The sequence below is a fragment of the Verticiella alkaliphila genome (assembly GCF_018904615.1).
Taxonomy (GTDB): domain Bacteria; phylum Pseudomonadota; class Gammaproteobacteria; order Burkholderiales; family Burkholderiaceae_B; genus Verticiella; species Verticiella alkaliphila.
Window position 1 is genome coordinate 50,161 of the sequence record NZ_JADCNH010000010.1, and the last position, 17,018, is coordinate 67,178.

The window sequence follows — 17,018 nt, forward strand, 5'->3', positions numbered from 1 at the left end:
ATCTTCCCGAACTTCATTGGCGGACAGTGGCACGCCGGCGCCGACGCCACGGACAACGTCAATCCGTCGGACACCCGGGACGTCGTGGGTGTCTACGCGCGTGCCAGTGCCGCAGAAGCCACCGACGCCATCGCAGCGGCGCACCACGCCCTGGCGAACTGTCAAGCGATGACCCCTCAGGCGCGCTCCGATGCCCTGGATGCCGTGGGCAGTGAAATCCTCGCGCGCAAGAACGAACTTGCCGACCTGTTGGCCAGGGAAGAAGGCAAGGCCTTGCCGGACGCGCAAGGCGAAGTGGTCCGTGCCGGTCAGATCTTCAAGTTCTTCGCCGGTGAAGCACTCCGGGTTGCCGGCGAACTCCTCGCCTCCACGCGTCCAGGCATGACCGTCGAGATCACCCGCGAGCCTGTGGGCGTCGTGAGCATCATCACGCCCTGGAACTTTCCCATTGCGATCCCCGCCTGGAAGATCGCGCCCGCGCTGGCCTACGGCAACGCCGTGGTGTTCAAGCCCGCCGAGCTGGTGCCCGGCAGCGCCTGGGCGTTGGCAGAGATCATCAGTCGCGCCGGATTCCCGCCCGGCGCCTTCAACCTGGTCATGGGGCGCGGTCGCGACATTGGTGACGTGCTCCTGTCGGACCCGCGTGTGTCAGCCATCACGTTCACCGGCTCGGAAGGCACGGGTCGCAAAGTTGCCCAGGCCGCGATCGGCCGTGCCGGCGCCATGGCCAAGTTCCAGTTGGAAATGGGGGGCAAGAATCCGCTCGTGGTCCTGGACGACGCGGACCTGCAGACGGCGGTGAACTGCGCCATCAACGGCGCGTACTACGCCACCGGCCAACGCTGCACCGCCTCATCCCGCCTGATCGTCACGAACGGCATCCACGATCGCTTCGTGGCGGCCATGCGGGACAAGCTGGCGACGCTGCCCGTGGGTGACGCGCGCGCGGCGGGAACCGTCATCGGGCCGGTCGTCGATGCCAAGCAACGCCAGCAGGACATCGATTTCATCGCGCTCGGCGCGCGCGAGGGGGGCCAGCTCGTCGTCGGCGGCGAGGCCCTGGAGGTTGTCGATGGCAAGCCTGGCTATTACCTGCGGCCCGCGCTTTTTACCGCAACGACCAACGACATGCGCATCAACCAGGAGGAGATCTTCGGCCCGGTAGCCTGCGTAATCCGGGCTGCGGATGCCGATCACGCGCTGGCCATCGCCAACGACACGCGGTTCGGTCTTTCCGCAGGTGTCGTCACGACATCGCTCAAGCATGCCGCGCACTTCAAGCGACACCTGCAAGCCGGCATGGTCATGGTGAATGCGCCCACCGCTGGGGTGGATCCTCACGTGCCGTTCGGTGGACGCAAGTCCTCCAGTCATGGTCCCCGTGAACAGGGACGGCATGCGGTAGAGTTCTACACCACCACGAAAACGTCTTACGTGCAGCCCTGACGGGTCTCTTCAGGATGAGAGGCGACCAGCTGCCTCAGCGGGGGGCACTCATGTTGAACCATCAGAGCCTGGATGAGCCCTCGAACATCCAGCAGCTCGTTCTTTACCGAATGAGCAAGGTGCTGGCGCTCGGCGGCAGCATCGTCACGCGGCTCTGTGAGGGACAGTTCGGCATCACCCGCAGGGAGTGGAGCGTGCTTGCCGTCCTGGCGCGCGCGCCAAAGATGACCTGGAAGAGCCTCGCCACCCAGTCGGGGCTCGACAAGTCGCGCCTGTCCCGCGGCGTCACATCCCTGGTGCAGAAGGAACTGGCCAGGAAGACGTATCTGGCCGACCGTCAACTGATCCTCGAGATCACGGACAAAGGTCGTGCGCTTTACGCCGAACTGTTTCCGCTCGCCCGGCAGGTGAACCTGGGCTTGTTGCAGGATCTGGACGCGGAAACCCTGGCCTGCCTGGATGCGGCCCTGGTGGCCATGCACGAGCGCGCGCAAGCGCTGGCAGCCGAAATGCCGCTGCCCAAGGCCGAGCGTCGTCTCGGCCGGCAGCGTTGATCCTGCACCTTGCACGCACGCCGCACCAGCCCAGGATCTAGGGTTTCCCTGTGGGTTCATTGATTTGAACAACGCCGAGGAGCCCTCCTACGATGACTGGGCAGCGCTTCGCGCCAGCGAAGCGCTAGCAAACAAGAAGAAGACCTCCGTCGCGCACGCGACGGCGCTTGCCATCGGACACGTTGGATATCCTGGAGCACCCACATGATCACCCCCCCGTTTCGTCGACTCGCCCTCCTGTCGGTCGCCAGCGTCGCACTCGGCACGAGCCTTTATGCCTGCGGCGGCGACGACGACCCCTACACCGTCACAGACCCCGCCGCATTCACCCCCCTGGCGACGAAGCTGCCCGATACCGCGACGGAGTACGACAAGCACATGCAGATCGCCCAGACGGCCTGGGCAAACAACGACGACATCACGGCGCCCCACTGGTGCGCGAATGCCGGCACCGGGCGCAACCCCGCGCTGGCGGACCGAACCGAGATTCCAATCACGGAGCTGTTCGATGGCTTCTACTTCACCGGAACGGTCTCGGTGGGGCAATACGTGATGAAGACGCCCGACGGCGGCTACATCCTGTTCGACACAATGAACAATGCCGCGGACGTGCAGAACATCACCGTGCCGCAGCTGCGCAGCGCGGGGATTGATCCGGCGACCCTGCGAGGCATCGTCGTCACCCACGGACATGGCGATCACGACGGCGGCGCGCCGAACTTCAAGCGCGCTACCAACCGGCAACGACGGTGGTCGGGTCCGCCGACTACAACGCCAACAAGCCCTATCAAGCCACTGTGCAGATCGACAGCGCGGACCCGGCACCCCGCCAGCTCACGATCGCAGGCCAGACGTTCACGGCCATGGCCACGCCCGGCCACACCCCAGGCACCACTAGCCTCATCCTGCCCGTCACCTACAAAGGCCAGCAGCACAAGCTTGCCTACTGGGGCGGCTCGGCGTTCCCGGGGACAGCGGCCGACGCCTTGCTGTACATGCGGGGGGCCGAAGCCATGTTCGAGCAGGTCACGATCCAGAAGGTCGATGGCAGCATCAACTCGCACGCGTTCGAAGACAAGTCCCTGGATCGAATCCGGGCTATCCAGGCCCAGGACGGTATTGCCAACAGCAATCCAATGATCCAGGGCACCGCGAAAATTCAACTCGGATTCGCGACCCTGCGCTCCTGCTCGGCAGCGCAACTGGCCAATCGCGACGCAACCGCGCGCAACCCGGTGTGGCGTCCCACGACGGTTGAGTTCTTCGATGGTGGCTTCGGCGCGACGGGGATGGTCGTGGCGGCTAGGGTGTCGAACTTCTTCGACGTCGTGTCCGATGGCGAGGTGACATTCACCGCCCAGAATGGGCAGACGTGCACTGCCGCCACCGACGCGAAGGGCATTGCCAGCTGCACGATTGGCGCCGCAACCGCAGGCGAGGTCACCGCAGCATTCCAAGGCAGGACGCAAGCCGCCAGCATTGACCTGGTGAGCACCGCCAGTCGCAACGTGCAGTAACGGAATCTGGGGGCCGGGCAACTGGCCCCCCGTGTCGAGCCAAGCGTCCTGGGCAGCCGACGATGTCAGCGCCGCACGGGCAAGGCGGTCGGCAATACGATCAAGTCAGCACCGACCTCTCCAGGGAACGTCACCACGTTGGGTGCGGATTCGAATCCGGGATGCGTCGGATGACCCAGGGTGTCGGCAAGCTCACAAGCGGCCTGGCCGAGGTCGTCCGTCTTCGCGCTGCACGCAAGATGGGGAAGCCGGGAGAACAAGAGCTGTCGCTGCGCCAGTGGCCCTTCTGGTCCGATCAACAACGCACTGACGCTGTCATCCATCGCGGCGGTGGGTACAGAAGGCGAGTCGATGCGTGCCACTTGCCAGGGGATCGGCTCGGCCAATGTCGCTCTCGATACTGCGGCAGCCGCGCACTGTCGCGCCAGGGCAATCTTGCGCAGCACGATGGGGTAGGCAAGCGCCTGAGCGTCGGTGCCGTCCGCATGCCCAGCCTTGGCGATGACCCAACGGAATCTCGCATGCGTCTCCAGCGTCAGCACCTGTGCGAACAACACTTCCAAGGCAACCAGGTTGGCCAAGACACCTTGCGGATCGCCGCGACTCGTGCGCGGATAGAACACGACGGTGTACTCGGCCGGCCCGAGCCGATGTCGTCTGACGATGGCGCCCCCAACCTCGGGGTGCGCTGCGTGCGCCGTCTGCGTGATCAGGGTGAGGTGGGCAGCGCCTGGCCGAGCTTCCCAGCGTCGTGACACGATCGTCGTGGGCGTGAACAAGGCTGAGCCGCCCACTGACTGTCCCCCGGTGGCCGGCAGATAGGTCGTCGACCCATGCTGCAAAGCGTCGCCACCGGGGAACAGGGTGATGGCCGACACGGGCGTATCGCCCTGCCCGGCGGTAAGCGCCTCTGCCTGGCGCGTCACGAAGACGATCCGGCCCGTTTGCATCTGCAAGGTGCGCAAGCCAGTTTCGTCGTCATCCGAAGACGTTGCCGCAAGGCACTCCGGTGTCTGGTCGAATTGGCCTTGTCCGTCGCCGATGCTGTGGATGGCTGCCGCGTGCATGTGATGATGCCGTGCTGCGTGGTCATCACCACAGCCGCTCATGAAGATCGAGCCCGTCGCGAGGGCCAGCAAACCGCAGCCTCGCGCCACGGTCGGCGTCAGCGCCAACGTCGCGTGACTTCCAGCGCAACACTTGCGCGCTCGCCACGGCCACACCCAGGACGTACTTGCCGCTTTCCAGCCCACGACTGCCCCCATGGAATCCACCGCTGGCCACCCCAATGGCATCCAGCGAATCCGCCCCCTTGCAAACACACTGCGGTCGAGCCTCGCGCGGTTGTGATGGCGAACTGCTGGCGCAGGTGCCGCGTGTCACTCTGGACGTGTGATGACGGGCATCGCTGAACCGGCGTGCCAGGGACAGCGCCGTGGCGCTCCTGTGCTCTGGCTGGTGGACTCTACAGGGAGCGGCGCCTGTTGATGAAATCAATGAACAGCAGGGTTTACCCGTCCGGCCTGCGGCCCGCAGGCGGGTAAGCATCGCGTCGAACCAGGGTAAACGAGCATTCGAGTTGATTTGAACAACCTTTCGCCCCCTACCTAAGATTCGGCATCGCTCATATTGCGGAGTTGTTCCATGTCCATGAAGACCACGATGCTGGTTGCCAGCACCCTGATGGCCGCGCTCGCCGCGCCCATGCCATCGTTTGCGCAGGATAAGCCGACGCTCAAAGTGATCGTCGGCTTCCCGCCTGGGGGCTCTGCGGACCTGCTCACGCGCCTGCTTGCCAACGGTTTGCAGAACGACTACACGGTCGTCGTCGAGAACCGCCCTGGCGCTGCCGGGCGCATTGCCCTGAATGCGGCCAAGAACGCCAAGCCCGACGGTCAGACCGTACTCGTCGTCCCCGCCGGGCCCATGGTGGTGTTTCCCCATGCCTACAAGCAGCTGGATTACGATCCCGTCAAGGACTTTGCGCCGATCTCCCTGATCGCACGTACCCAGTTTGGCATCGTGGCCGGGCCCGCGAGTGGGGCCACGACGATCGCCGAGATGATCGCCAAGATCAAGGCCGATCCGCTGTCCGGCACGTATGGAACGCCGGGCTCGGGCACGATGCAGCACTTCCTGGGTGGTATGTTCTCGCAGGCAGCAGGCGTGCCGATGGAACACGTCGGCTTCCAGGGCGGCTCGCCCGCCAACGTCGCCTTGCTGGGTGGGCACATCAACTACAAGTTCGATGTCGTCTCGGAATCGGCCGAACTCCATCGCACGGGCAAAGTCCGCATTCTTGCCGTCGCCGGCGACGAGCGTGACCCCGTGGTGCCCGATGTCCCCACCTTGCGCGAGCAAGGGGTCGACATGAGCGCCTCTGTCTGGTTCGGGATGTACGCGCCAGCCGCAACCCCGCCTGACGTGCGCCAACGCCTCGAGGATGCGGTGGTCGCCGCCCTGCACCAGCCCGAGCTGCGCGAGCGCATTGCCAAACAGGGCTATGAGCCCGTTGGGTCGTCCAGTGCCGAGCTTGCCCAGGTGCAGCAAGCCGACCTCAAGCGCTGGGAAGCCCCCATCAAAGCCTCGGGCGTGGCACTGGACTGATCCCTCGTCGCCACCGCTCGTCTCCTGAAAGCCGCGATTCGCGGCTTTTTCCATGGAATTCTCTGCATGAACAAGCGCCCCAACATCATCTTCATCGTTGCCGACGACCTGGGATTCGCGGACCTGGGCTGCTACGGCGGACGGGCAGCCGCCTTCGGCGGTGTATCGCCCGTTCTCGACGACCTTGCCAGCAACGGCATCCGCTTCCTGGAAGGTTATGCGAATTCGCCGGTCTGCTCGCCCACCCGTTTCGCGCTGATGACAGGCCGCTACCAATACCGCCTGCGCGGCGCGGCTGAAGAGCCGATCAACGCCAAGGCACGTGGCAGCTCGACGCTGGGACTGCCGCCAGCGCACCCCACCGTCCCGTCGCTGCTGCGTGACGCGGGTTACCGGACCGCCTTGATCGGCAAATGGCATCTGGGCTACCCGCCGACGTTCGGTCCCACGCTGTCGGGCTACGACGAGTTCTTCGGCCCGATGTCAGGCGGTGTCGATTACTTCACCCATTGTGGATCCAATGGTCAACATGATCTGTGGATGGGCGCCGAGGAAAGCCAGCAGGAGGGCTATCTGACGGACCTGATCTCTCGCCGGGCCGTCGACTATATCGACCGCGTATCTGCTGCGGATTCGACAGGGCAAACAGCCCCCTTCTTCCTGAGCCTGCACTACACAGCGCCCCATTGGCCTTGGGAGACGCGCGATGACGCCGCGATGGCCCCCGAGGTGCGTTCGAACCTGTTTCACCTTCACGGCGGGAACATCCATAGCTATCAGAAGATGATCCACCACATGGACGAAGGCATTGGCTGGGTGATGCAAGCGCTGCGGCGCCACGACCTGACGCGCGATACCTTGGTCATCTTCACGAGCGACAATGGTGGCGAGCGCTTCTCGGACAACTGGCCCCTGGTGGGAGGCAAGATGGACCTGACCGAAGGCGGGATTCGCGTGCCCTGGATCGCCCACTGGCCCGCCGTCATTCCGGGCGGCGCCACCACTGGGCAGCACTGCCTCACCATGGACTGGTCGGCGACCTGCCTGGATGCCGCGGGGATCACGGCGCACGAAGACTTCCCGCTCGACGGGGTGTCCTTGCTGCCAGTCCTTGCGGATCCCGCGCACAGCATCGACCGGCCCATGTTCTGGCGCATGAATCACCGGAATCAGCGCGCCGCTCGCCATGGCGACTGGAAATATCTGCGCGTGGACGATTGCGAGTATCTGTTCAACGTGACGACCGACGCGCGCGAACGCGCCAACCTTGCCCATCACCATCCCGAGCGCTTCGCGCAGATGAGAGCGGCGTGGGAGGACTGGAATGCGAGCATGCCCGCGATTCCGCCCGACGCGACCGTCAGTCTCGGCTACACGCGTAAAGACATGCCACAGCGCTGAACAGACGGCTAGACCAGAACGCCTAGTCACCGAGCCGGTGCGTCAGTCAGCCCGACGGCGCAGCGGCAGCAGCAGCGCGCCCATCACGAGCACGGCGATGCCGACCAGGGCACCCACGCCGGTGTACATGACGCTGGAGTACAACAGGTACAGGCACACGCCTATGAAGAGCAGCGGGGTGATGGGATAGAGCGGCACGCTGAACGGGCGCGCCGGCCGGGAAAGCGCCGACGCAGCACGAAGAGCGAGATGCCCGTGAGCGTGAAGAAGAGCCAGAACACCGGAGCCGTGTAATCCACCATCGTGGAGAACCCGCTGCGCGTGATCGCGCCCAGCACCACCAGCCCGAGCGAAATGGCGCACAAGGTCATCAAGGCATTGCTCGGGCCATCGTGGCGGGCGTTCCAGCGCCCGAGGAACCGAAACATCGGTTCGTCACGGCCAAAGGCATACACGGTGCGCGCGCTCAGAAGGATGGTGGCATTGGCCGAGGTGAGCGCGGAGACGGCGATCAGCACGCTGATGATCTGCGCGCCGCGCTCGCCCATCAATGCCCGCAGCATGTCGGCAGCCACGGCCTGGCTCGCGCCCGTGCCCTCGAGCCCCAGCACGCGCACGAAGGCGATGTTCACGAGCAGGTAGGCGAGCGTGATGATGGCCAGGCTCCAGAAGAGCGCGCGCGGCAGATTGCGGTTCGGCCCAACCACCTCGGCGGACACATAGGCTGCCTCGTTCCAGCCCCCATAGGTGAGCATGACGAACACCAGCACCAGGCCCCACTGCGTGGCCTCGCGTGCCGCGGTAGGCGCCACCGCCGGGGTCTCTGGCGTCATGAAGAGCCCCGCGCCGATGATGAAGAGCACACCGCCCACTTCGAGCAATGTCAGGACATTCTGCGTCCACTTGCCCGAGCGCAGACCGACCAGATTGATGACGGTGAGGACCACGACCGTGCCGGCCGCATACCAGGCTGACGAGTACTCGCCCAGGCGGTAGATCTGCGTGGCGTAATCACCGAAGACGTAGCCCAGGAGCGCGATTGAGCCCGTCGGGATCACGGTGAGCCGTGCCCAGGCGAAGAGGAAGGAAAGCTTTTCCCCGTAGGCCAGGCGCAGGAAGTGGTAATCGCCCCCGGCGTTGGGATGTGAGGTGGCGAGCTCGGCATAGCAGAGCGCGCCAGCCACCGAGATCAGGCCACCCACCACCCACGCGATCAGCATCTCGTTGACCGAGAAGGCGTTGGCAGCGACGAGCGCAGGGGCGCTGAAGATGCCGGCACCGATCACGATGCCGATGATGAGCGCCATGACATCGAGTGTACTGAGCAGGCGGCGGGGATTCGGATCGGTCTCGACAGACGCCGGATTCGGCGCGGATCCAAGGGCAACGCGGTCCTGCACGGAATCGCTCATCACGTGTCCGATCAAGGAAATGGGAGGGGGAGGAAAGCTCGCGAACGCGACGGTAACTTAAAGTCGTTCCTGAAAAGTTGCAAGAACGACTTGAGGCAGACGCGCGTGGCGAACGCGCGCAAAACAAAAAGCGCACGAGGCCGATGCCAGCGTGCGCTTGATGATTTCGGGAACCGACCAAATTGGTCGGGGCGAGAGGATTCGAACCTCCGACTCCTGCGTCCCGAACGCAGTACTCTACCAGGCTGAGCTACGCCCCGAAGTCTGCTGGCTGCTGACCTGCATGGCAGCCATGTTCCACGTTTTCCGGACCCTGTTTTGCGGCAGGACCGGGAAAGCACGAAATCATATCAGAACTTTCGAATTACACCAAGCGGGCGAAGGGCAGTTTGCTTCCTGAGATGGCGCGCTCCTGCAAGACACCCCGACGAAAGCGCACGAGCTTGGCCGGCCGACCTGCACCGCCCGCCTGCACCTCGCCGGTTTCCTCGACGAGCTCCTGCTGTTCGATCACGCGCCGGAAATTCTGCTTGTGCAGCCGCTGTCCCGCGATCGCCTCCACGGCCTGCTGCAGCTGAAGCAGCGTGAAGGCAGGTGGCATGAGCTCGAACACGACGGGCCGATACTTGATCTTGGCACGCAGGCGCGCCACGCCCGTGGCGAGGATGCGGCGATGATCATGCGCCATCGCGGTCCCGACCGCCGCGTCGGGCAACGCGGGCGCCGCGTGGCCCTCGACACACGCTTCGGGCACCAGAGCGGCCTCGTAGAGGAGCTCATAGCGTTGCAGCACGAGATCTTCGTTCCAGGCATGCCCACCCAGCCCGAACATGATGTCCACGCGCGTCTGGCGCGCCTCGCGCTCGCCCGCGGATGCCACCGCTGCCGCCCAGTCACGCAACGCCGGCTCAAGCGCGCCGGCGATGAGCGCCGGCGGCCCGATGCGCTGGTCTTCCCACGGAAAGTACCGATACCAGGACTGCCACCGCGCATCCGTGTCGTCCGCGGCCTCGCCCTCGCGGGTCAGGCCGAGATAGCTGATGGACATGGTTTGCGCGCCAGCGGCATCGACGCGGTCGCGATCGGCAAACGTGTAGAGCTGCTCGACGTAGCCGAGGGGATGATGCGTCTGTTGCTCCACCCAGGCCCGCAGGCCTGCCTGCAAGGAGCGGTGCGACGGCTGGAACGGGCCGGCGGGCAGCGCGCGGGCATGACGTGTGGCCAGCACCCGGGGCTCGTCTCCGGTCACCGCCACCAGGACGGCGACGAGCTCCGCCGTGATGGGGCGTGAGCCGTCCGGCGCGACACCTGTCATGCGGCGAACGCAGCCTCAGCCGAGCTGGGCGAGCGCCTGCTCGCGGGTATCCGTGACCGTCAGGATGGCAAGGAAACCACTGATCTCGAAGACTTCGCGCACGTGCGGCTGCAAGCCGAACAGCACCAGCTTGCCTTCTGCCTGCTTCAGGCGCTTGGCCAGCACCAGCACCACGCGCAGGCCCGCACTGGAGATGTAGTCGAGCTGGCTGAAATCCAGCGCTACCCGCCGCGTGCCCTGGGCCACGTGCTGGACCAGTTCGGCCTCGGCGGCAGCGGCATTGGTACTGTTGAGCTGCCCCTTGGGGCTGACGATGAGGACATCGCCGGACATTTCAGACGGAATGGTCATGGCTTTTGGGGCTGAAGGCAGTACGATGCGGACAGTCGAGACTGGATGCCAGCATGGAGATGCGGCACCGCGCCCGATATTAACAGCCTGCTCAGCACGCGCATGCCCGTTTCTCGCTTCCCGCGCCTGACCTTGCCGCCTGGCCCGCCGGTGCGCCGGCGCTCGCCGGAACTGACCTATGCATCGGCCGAACACCCGCCCGCGGCCACGGCGCTCACGCTCGGTCTGCAGCACGCCCTGACGGCGCTCACGCTGATCACCTACGTGATCGCCGCCGCCACGCTCGGCAGGCTGGACGTGGCGCAGACCCAGGCGCTGGTGGCGGCCACGGCCCTGGCGATGGGCGTGGGCACGGCGTTCCAGTCCTGGGGCGGCCGGGTCGGGCCGGGCATCCTGCTGGTACACATCCCCAATCCCCTGTTCCTGCTCCTCATGGCCGAAGTCATTGGCCGCTACGGCAGTGGCGGGCTGGTGATGGCCAGCCTGCTCGCCGCCGTCAGCATGCTGCTCGTGAGCGTGCTCCTGCCCTTTCTGCGCACCCTCTTCCCGCCGGCAGTGGCCGGCGTGGTGATCTGCATGAGCGGGCTGTCGCTGGGCGGCTCCTCGCTGGCGCATGCGGTCGGCCTCGATGCGCAAGGCCTCGTCGATGGCCCCAGCCTGCTCATCGCCCTGGTCACGCTGGGCATGATCGTCGGCTGCTCGGTCTGGGGCTCTCGCCAGGTCAAGCTGCTCGGCATGCTCGCGGGCATTGCCGCCGGCCTGCTGGCCGCGCTGCTGGCGGGCCGGCTCACCGGTGCCGAGCAGATCGCCCAGGCGCCGCTCTTCGCGTTGCCCAGCCTGCCGACGCCCGTCTTCGCCATCGATCCCGGACTGGCTGCGGCGATCATGCTGGTCGCGATCATGAGCCAGCTCGACACACTGGGCAGTGTCGTCCTCATGCAGAAGGTGGAGGATGCCGACTGGCGCCGGGCCGACATGAAGACGGCGGGCAAGGCCATGCGCGCCAACGGGCTGGGTGATCTCGTCGGTGCCTGCCTGGGCGCCTACTCCACGGTCACGTCCTCGGCCAACATCGCGCTTGCGCACATCAGCCGCTCCACCTCGCGCATCATCGGCCTGGTCGCCGCCGCCTTGCTGGTGCTGGTGGCCGTGATGCCGCAGCTCACGCTCGCGCTCACCCTGCTGCCAGCACCGATCATCGGTGCCATCGAAATCTATGTCGCGGCCTTTCTCATCGTCGGCGGCATCGAGCTCATCACCCAGCGCGCCCTGGACAGCCGTGGCATCTTCGTCGTGGGCATCTCTCTCACGCTCGGGCTCGGGGTGGAATTGATCCCGGCGCTCGCGCAGAACGTGCCCGCGGCGCTCACCTTCATTGCCGGCAACGGGCTCATCGTGGCGAGCCTGACGGCCATCGGCCTGAATCTGCTGTTCCGCCTTGGCACGTCGCGCTCGGCCACGATCACGCTTGCCGACGCCCCGGATGGCGCCCCCGCGATCACGGACTTCGTCACCCAGCAGGGGGCGGCCTGGGGCGCCCGCCGTGACGTGATCACGCGCGCGGCGCTCGCGGCACTGGAAGCGAGCGAAGCGCTGCAGGCTAGCCCCGGACGCCGCTTGCTTGCTCTGCGCGGCAGCTTCGATGAATACAACCTGGACGTCGAACTGCTGCACGATGGGCCGCCGCTGCCGCTCGGCGCGCCGGTGGCGGCCGACCTGCGCCATCTGCTGGACGACGAGGACGACGCGAGCCTGTCCCACGCGCTGGCCGGCGCCTCCACGGCGCTTCTGCATCACCTGGCCGATCGCCTGCAATCCGGGCACTCGGCCGGTCAGTCCTTCCTGCGCCTGCACTTCGATCACTGAGACGCGTCATGCCGCCTGCCGACACCCTCGATCTCGACCCCAACCCCGATGGCGTGGCCCAGGCGCTGGGCTGGCTGGAGCACCTGGCCGAGCGCGATGGCTGGACGCCGCGCCAGCAGCAAGGCCTCATGCTGGCGCTGGACGAGGCCGTGACCAACGCCCTCATGCATGGCCTGTCAGGGCAGCCCGACCCCCGACTGCGCGTGCACCACGCGGCAGACGCCGACGCCATCCGGGTCGTGCTGGAAGACAATGGCGCGCCGTTCGATCCGACGCAGGTACCGCCGCCGCCGCCCGTGCTGGACCTGGATTCGCTGGCCGTGGGCGGACGCGGCATCCTGCTCATGAAGCGTGTGGTGTCGCACCTGCGCTACACGCGCACGCCCGAGGGCTGGAATCGTCTGACCCTGTCGATCGACCGTCAACCACCCGCGGCGTGAGCACCGACGCATGCCATGCATCCGCCGCCTGCGCGGTGTCGAGACGTCCTAGCGCGAGCGGCTCGGAAAGTTCACCAGGGTGATGCCTGCGAAGATGCAGACGGCACCGGCCGCAAAATTGAGCGCGAACGGATCGTCCAACAACAACACCCCTGCGGCGATGCCGACCACCGGGGTGAGAAAGCTGAAGACGGCCAGGCGCGACGCCAGGTAACGCCGCAGCAGCCAGAACCACACGAGAAAGCTGCCGAAGGTCACGACCACGGACTGAAAAGCCATGCTCGTCCAGGCGATGGGCGTCATCGGACCCACCGTGTGTGCGCCCGTGACCACCGAGAAGGCCAGCAGGCCCGCCGCAGCCGCCAGCAACTGATAGAGCAAGGTGCAGCTCGGCGGCGCCTCGGACAGCGCGCTCGCGCGGATCGCCACGGTGGTCAGGCCCCACAGAAGACCTGCCGTGAGACCGAAGAGATCGCCGATCCAGGCGTTGGGCGGCAAGGCGCCTGCATCCCCGAATCCTTCGGAGAAGGCGATGGCCACGCCCACGAAGGCGAGCCCGACGCCCAGCCATTGCCGGCGATCAAGGCGCTCTCCCGGCACGAGCAGGTACAGACCGAGGGCGGTGAAGATGGGCGACGTGTAAAGGAAGACGGACATGCGGGCCGCCGTCGTGTGGCTCAGCCCCAGCGCGACGAAGAGGAACTCGCCGGCAAAGAGCAGCCCCACCAACACGCCCGGACGCAGGGTGCCTGGCGGGCCTACAACGGACAACCGGCGCACCGCCATCACTGCCAGCAGAAGCAGCGCGGCGATCGCCGAGCGCACGCCCACCTGCATGACGGGTGCAATCACCGGCGCAGCGGCCTTCATGGCCACTTGCTGAAGCCCCCAGGTCAGGCACAGGGCGAGCATCACGCCCGCGGCGAATCCATCCGGTGCTCGACGCTCAGCCATCCACAGCGCTCCCACAGGCGACGCGAGATCGCCACCCGAGAGTTCTCAGCGAGCGTCGGGTAGCGGAAGCGACGCTGCAGCGTGCGACGCGAACGCGTCAGTGTCCTCGCTCGATCGCGAAGTCGGCGAAGGCCAGCATGGCCGCTTTGTACGGGGATTCGGGGAAGGCGGCGAGCGCAGCCGATGCCGCCTGCGCCTCGGCGCGCGCGGATTCGCGCGCATGCTGCAGGGCGTCCGTGGCGTGGATCGCCTCGGCCACGGCCGCGAAATCCCCATGGCCCGCCTCGATGGCGTTGCGGATCAGCTCGCGCTGCTCGGGCGTGCCCACGGCCATCACGCGGATCAGCGGCAACGTGGCCTTGCCTTCGCGCAGGTCATCACCCACGTTCTTGCCGAGCTCGGTGGAATCGCCGCTGTAGTCGAGCACGTCGTCGATGAGCTGAAAGGCAGTGCCCACACGGCGGCCGTACTCCGCGGCTGCCTCGACCACCTCGGGGGCGGCGCCGGCGAGCTCGGCCCCCACCTGGGCGGCCGCTTCGAAAAGACGCGCGGTCTTGAAGCGCACCACCTGCAGGTAGCGCGCTTCAGTCACGTCCGGATCGTGGACGTTGAGCAATTGCAACACTTCGCCTTCGGCGATCACGTTGGTGGCATCCGCCAGGATGCGCATGATCTCGGGCGAGCCCGCGTCCACCATCATCTGGAAGGCGCGGGAATAGAGGAAGTCGCCCACGAGCACACTCGCGGCGTTGCCGAACACGGCATTGGCCGTGCTGCGGCCGCGGCGCAGGTCGGATTCGTCCACGACGTCGTCATGCAGCAACGTGGCGGTGTGGATGAACTCGACCACGGCGGCGAGCTCGTGCTGACGCGGGCTGTCACAGCCCAGCGCGCGCGCCACCATGAGCAGCAGGGCCGGCCGCATGCGCTTGCCGCCCGCCTGCACGATGTAATCGCCGATGGTACGGATGAGCGAGACCTGGGAATCGAGACGGGTACGAATCACCGTATCGACGGCGCGCATGTCCTCGGCGATCGGCGCAAGCAGAGAAGGCAGACTCAAGATGCTTCCAGAAAAATCCGAACGCCCTGGGGGGAGCGCCCACCCGGGGGATTATACGGGTGCGGTTGCCACCGGAAACCTTGCTCAAAAAATATGCAGGTGCTAGAATCGCGGGTTCAGCGCACTCGCATTGGTCATCCCTCGTTTTTGGTGGGGTGCCGTGACCTTGCGCCGAATTCCCTTCTTTAACGAGGTTCCCTCATGTACGCGGTCATAAAAACCGGTGGCAAGCAGTATCGCGTTGCCGCTGGCGAAAAACTGAAAATCGAACAGATACCGGCAGACATCGGGCAGGAAATCGAGATTGATCAAGTCCTCGCCGTGGGCGAAGGCGACCAGCTCAAGCTGGGCGCGCCGCTCGTGACGGGCGCCGTGGTCAAGGCAACGATTCTCTCGCAAGGTCGTCACGACAAGGTGCGCATCTTCAAGATGCGTCGGCGCAAGCACTACCAGAAGCGCCAAGGTCATCGCCAGAACTACACCGAAATCCGCATCGACGCGATCTCGGCGTAATCCAGGAGTCAAGACATGGCACAGAAAAAAGGCGGCGGCTCTACGCGTAACGGTCGTGATTCGGAGTCAAAGCGCCTTGGCGTGAAGGCTTACGGCGGCCAGACCATCCCGGCAGGCTCGATCATCGTGCGTCAGCGCGGTACGCGTTTTCACGCTGGCCCGAACGTTGGCATGGGCAAGGATCACACCTTGTTCGCGCTGGCTGACGGCGTCGTGAAGTTCAGCGTGCGCGGCGCCCTGAACAAGCCCACGGTGTCGATCGTCTCGGCGTGATGACACTCGCGGGGCTTCGGCCCCGCGCCGCGATGCCCCGCGAAAGCCCTGTCGGCCACGGCAGGGCTTTTGCTTTTCGCCCGGCAGGCATTGCCGGGTCACCCGCGATCCGCCAGGCTGGCGATCGACGGGCTTTTGGACCAGCCCCTGTCGGGCAACCGGTCCGCACGGAGTCCACATATGAAATTCGTTGACGAGGCCACCATCGAGGTCACCGCCGGCAAGGGCGGCAATGGCGTGGCGAGCTTTCGCCGCGAGAAATTCATTCCCAAGGGCGGGCCCGACGGCGGCGACGGCGGCCGCGGCGGCTCCATCCTGGCCGTGGCGGACCGCAACATCAATACGCTGATCGACTATCGCTACGCACGCCTGCACCGGGCACGCGGTGGCGAGAACGGCCGCGGCAAGGATCAATTCGGCGCTGCCGCCGACGACATCACGCTGCGCGTGCCGGTCGGCACGATCATCTTCGACGCCGACACCGACGAGATGCTGTTCGACCTGACCAAGCACGGCCAGCGCGTCGTGCTCGCCAAGGGCGGCATCGGCGGCCTGGGCAACCTGCACTTCAAGTCCAGCACGAACCGCACGCCGCGCCAGTTCACCCCTGGCGAGATGGGCGAACAACGTCGCCTGCGCCTGGAACTGAAGGTGTTGGCGGACGTGGGCCTGCTCGGCATGCCCAACGCCGGCAAGTCGACGCTGATCTCCAAGGTGTCCAACGCGCGCCCGAAGATTGCCGACTACCCCTTCACGACGCTGCACCCCAACCTGGGCGTGGTGCGCACGGACGCCGAGCGCAGCTTCGTGATCGCCGACATCCCGGGGCTCATCGAAGGTGCCTCCGATGGCGCCGGGCTGGGCCACCTCTTCCTGCGCCACCTCGCGCGCACGCGCGTGCTGCTGCATCTGGTGGATACCTCGCCGCCGGAGTTCACGGAAGATCCGGTGGCCGCCGCCGCCCAGGCGGCGCGCGCCATCGTCGAAGAGCTGCGCAAGTACGACGAAGATCTCTACAACAAGCCGCGCTGGCTGATCCTGAACAAGCTCGACATGCTGGACGATCCGGATGATTTCCGCGCGCGTCTGTGCGCCGAGCTGCAGTGGGAAGGCCCGGTGTATTCGATCTCCGCACTGACGGGCGAAGGCACGCAGCCGCTCGTCTATGCCCTGCAAGCGGCGCTGGATGAAGCCCGCGCCGCGGAGCACGTGCCGGACGACGACGCGCCCGCCGAGGACGACGACGCCCCGGCGCCGGACATCGATCGACGCGTGGCCGAGGACGACCCCCGCTTCCGCTGAGACT

At 66.1% G+C, this 17,018-nt stretch carries 17 protein-coding genes, 1 tRNA gene and 1 pseudogene; 11 read left to right on the plus strand and 8 right to left on the minus strand.

The annotated features are described in order from the left end of the window. The 4 genes and pseudogenes from IMZ29_RS09080 (at position 1) to IMZ29_RS22685 (ending at position 3,517) form a co-directional block, all read left to right on the plus strand. Complete coding sequence (locus tag IMZ29_RS09080; protein ID WP_216183094.1) at positions 1-1,446, plus strand: aldehyde dehydrogenase family protein; 1,446 nt, start codon at positions 1-3, stop codon at positions 1,444-1,446. A gap of 110 nt (positions 1,447-1,556) precedes the next feature. Continuing rightward, positions 1,557-2,000 (plus strand): MarR family winged helix-turn-helix transcriptional regulator, encoded by a 444-nt coding sequence (locus IMZ29_RS09085; RefSeq protein WP_216182992.1) that lies wholly within the window; start codon positions 1,557-1,559, stop codon positions 1,998-2,000. Between the two features lie 552 nt (positions 2,001-2,552). Next, a pseudogene (locus tag IMZ29_RS23270) lies at positions 2,553-2,726 on the plus strand (MBL fold metallo-hydrolase); the annotation flags it as partial. 23 nt (positions 2,727-2,749) lie between these two features. Further along, positions 2,750-3,517, plus strand: coding sequence for an MBL fold metallo-hydrolase (locus IMZ29_RS22685; protein ID WP_253206989.1), 768 nt, complete (start codon positions 2,750-2,752; stop codon positions 3,515-3,517). Between the two features lie 65 nt (positions 3,518-3,582). Here IMZ29_RS22685 and IMZ29_RS09100 read toward each other — a convergent pair whose 3' ends face one another. Then, positions 3,583-4,692, minus strand: coding sequence for a hypothetical protein (locus IMZ29_RS09100; RefSeq protein WP_216182995.1), 1,110 nt, complete (start codon positions 4,690-4,692; stop codon positions 3,583-3,585). A gap of 469 nt (positions 4,693-5,161) precedes the next feature. Between IMZ29_RS09100 and IMZ29_RS09105 the strand changes: the two genes are divergently transcribed. Together IMZ29_RS09105 and IMZ29_RS09110 are read left to right on the plus strand one after the other, a co-directional pair. Continuing rightward, positions 5,162-6,124, plus strand: a complete 963-nt coding sequence (locus IMZ29_RS09105) for a Bug family tripartite tricarboxylate transporter substrate binding protein (protein ID WP_253206990.1) — start codon at positions 5,162-5,164, stop codon at positions 6,122-6,124. A 66-nt stretch (positions 6,125-6,190) separates the two neighbouring features. After that, on the plus strand, positions 6,191-7,525 hold the full coding sequence (locus tag IMZ29_RS09110) for a sulfatase family protein (RefSeq protein ID WP_216182996.1): 1,335 nt from the start codon (positions 6,191-6,193) through the stop codon (positions 7,523-7,525). Between the two features lie 42 nt (positions 7,526-7,567). Here IMZ29_RS09110 and IMZ29_RS22690 read toward each other — a convergent pair whose 3' ends face one another. The 5 genes from IMZ29_RS22690 to IMZ29_RS09130 form a co-directional block, all read right to left on the minus strand. Next, positions 7,568-7,723: a hypothetical protein gene (locus IMZ29_RS22690; RefSeq protein ID WP_253206991.1), complete on the minus strand. Its 156-nt coding sequence runs from the start codon at positions 7,721-7,723 to the stop codon at positions 7,568-7,570. Continuing rightward, a complete protein-coding gene (locus tag IMZ29_RS09115) occupies positions 7,687-8,937 on the minus strand; it encodes an APC family permease (RefSeq protein WP_253206992.1) in 1,251 nt (416 codons plus the stop codon). The genes IMZ29_RS22690 and IMZ29_RS09115 overlap by 37 nt, the downstream gene beginning before the upstream one ends. A 183-nt stretch (positions 8,938-9,120) precedes the next feature. Beyond that, positions 9,121-9,197, minus strand: a tRNA-Pro gene (locus tag IMZ29_RS09120). Positions 9,198-9,301: 104 nt separating this feature from the next. Further along, entirely contained in the window at positions 9,302-10,252 is a 951-nt protein-coding gene (locus IMZ29_RS09125) for an NUDIX hydrolase (RefSeq protein WP_216182997.1), read from the minus strand. A gap of 15 nt (positions 10,253-10,267) precedes the next feature. Then, positions 10,268-10,603 carry an STAS domain-containing protein gene (locus IMZ29_RS09130; protein WP_216182998.1) on the minus strand — a complete coding sequence of 112 codons (336 nt, stop codon included), beginning with the start codon at positions 10,601-10,603 and terminating at the stop codon, positions 10,268-10,270. Positions 10,604-10,705: 102 nt separating this feature from the next. On the opposite strand from IMZ29_RS09130, the gene IMZ29_RS09135 reads away from it, so the two are divergent. Both IMZ29_RS09135 and IMZ29_RS09140 read left to right on the plus strand, forming a co-directional pair. Then, positions 10,706-12,469: a solute carrier family 23 protein gene (locus IMZ29_RS09135; RefSeq protein WP_216182999.1), complete on the plus strand. Its 1,764-nt coding sequence runs from the start codon at positions 10,706-10,708 to the stop codon at positions 12,467-12,469. Positions 12,470-12,477: 8 nt separating this feature from the next. Then, positions 12,478-12,909 (plus strand): ATP-binding protein, encoded by a 432-nt coding sequence (locus tag IMZ29_RS09140; protein ID WP_216183000.1) that lies wholly within the window; start codon positions 12,478-12,480, stop codon positions 12,907-12,909. 48 nt (positions 12,910-12,957) lie between these two features. On the opposite strand, the gene IMZ29_RS09145 is transcribed toward IMZ29_RS09140, so the two are convergent. Both IMZ29_RS09145 and IMZ29_RS09150 read right to left on the minus strand, forming a co-directional pair. Continuing rightward, positions 12,958-13,863, minus strand: a complete 906-nt coding sequence (locus IMZ29_RS09145; RefSeq protein WP_216183001.1) for a DMT family transporter — start codon at positions 13,861-13,863, stop codon at positions 12,958-12,960. Positions 13,864-13,960: 97 nt separating this feature from the next. Further along, complete coding sequence (locus tag IMZ29_RS09150; protein ID WP_216183002.1) at positions 13,961-14,926, minus strand: polyprenyl synthetase family protein; 966 nt, start codon at positions 14,924-14,926, stop codon at positions 13,961-13,963. Positions 14,927-15,127: 201 nt separating this feature from the next. On the opposite strand from IMZ29_RS09150, the gene rplU reads away from it, so the two are divergent. The 3 genes from rplU (at position 15,128) to obgE (ending at position 17,014) form a co-directional block, all read left to right on the plus strand. Next, entirely contained in the window at positions 15,128-15,439 is a 312-nt protein-coding gene (gene rplU / locus IMZ29_RS09155) for a 50S ribosomal protein L21 (protein ID WP_216183003.1), read from the plus strand. Positions 15,440-15,454: 15 nt separating this feature from the next. Further along, the gene (gene rpmA / locus IMZ29_RS09160; protein ID WP_216183004.1) at positions 15,455-15,712 is read left to right on the plus strand and encodes a 50S ribosomal protein L27; all 258 of its coding nucleotides are present in this window, start codon (positions 15,455-15,457) and stop codon (positions 15,710-15,712) included. A 180-nt stretch (positions 15,713-15,892) separates the two neighbouring features. Further along, on the plus strand, positions 15,893-17,014 hold the full coding sequence (gene obgE, locus IMZ29_RS09165) for a GTPase ObgE (RefSeq protein ID WP_216183005.1): 1,122 nt from the start codon (positions 15,893-15,895) through the stop codon (positions 17,012-17,014). Positions 17,015-17,018: the final 4 nt, after the last annotated feature.

Bases quoted from the DNA above. Each gene is read 5' to 3' on its own strand.
- IMZ29_RS09085 (WP_216182992.1), top strand. From the start codon at position 1,557: ATGAGCAAGGTGCTGGCGCTCGGCGGCAGCATCGTCACGCGGCTCTGT.
- IMZ29_RS09105 (WP_253206990.1), top strand. From the start codon at position 5,162: ATGTCCATGAAGACCACGATGCTGGTTGCCAGCACCCTGATGGCCGCG.
- IMZ29_RS09110 (WP_216182996.1), top strand. From the start codon at position 6,191: ATGAACAAGCGCCCCAACATCATCTTCATCGTTGCCGACGACCTGGGA.
- IMZ29_RS09115 (WP_253206992.1), bottom strand. From the start codon at position 8,937: ATGAGCGATTCCGTGCAGGACCGCGTTGCCCTTGGATCCGCGCCGAAT.
- IMZ29_RS09125 (WP_216182997.1), bottom strand. From the start codon at position 10,252: ATGACAGGTGTCGCGCCGGACGGCTCACGCCCCATCACGGCGGAGCTC.
- IMZ29_RS09130 (WP_216182998.1), bottom strand. From the start codon at position 10,603: ATGACCATTCCGTCTGAAATGTCCGGCGATGTCCTCATCGTCAGCCCC.
- IMZ29_RS09135 (WP_216182999.1), top strand. From the start codon at position 10,706: ATGCCCGTTTCTCGCTTCCCGCGCCTGACCTTGCCGCCTGGCCCGCCG.
- IMZ29_RS09140 (WP_216183000.1), top strand. From the start codon at position 12,478: ATGCCGCCTGCCGACACCCTCGATCTCGACCCCAACCCCGATGGCGTG.
- IMZ29_RS09145 (WP_216183001.1), bottom strand. From the start codon at position 13,863: ATGGCTGAGCGTCGAGCACCGGATGGATTCGCCGCGGGCGTGATGCTC.
- rplU (WP_216183003.1), top strand. From the start codon at position 15,128: ATGTACGCGGTCATAAAAACCGGTGGCAAGCAGTATCGCGTTGCCGCT.
- rpmA (WP_216183004.1), top strand. From the start codon at position 15,455: ATGGCACAGAAAAAAGGCGGCGGCTCTACGCGTAACGGTCGTGATTCG.
- obgE (WP_216183005.1), top strand. From the start codon at position 15,893: ATGAAATTCGTTGACGAGGCCACCATCGAGGTCACCGCCGGCAAGGGC.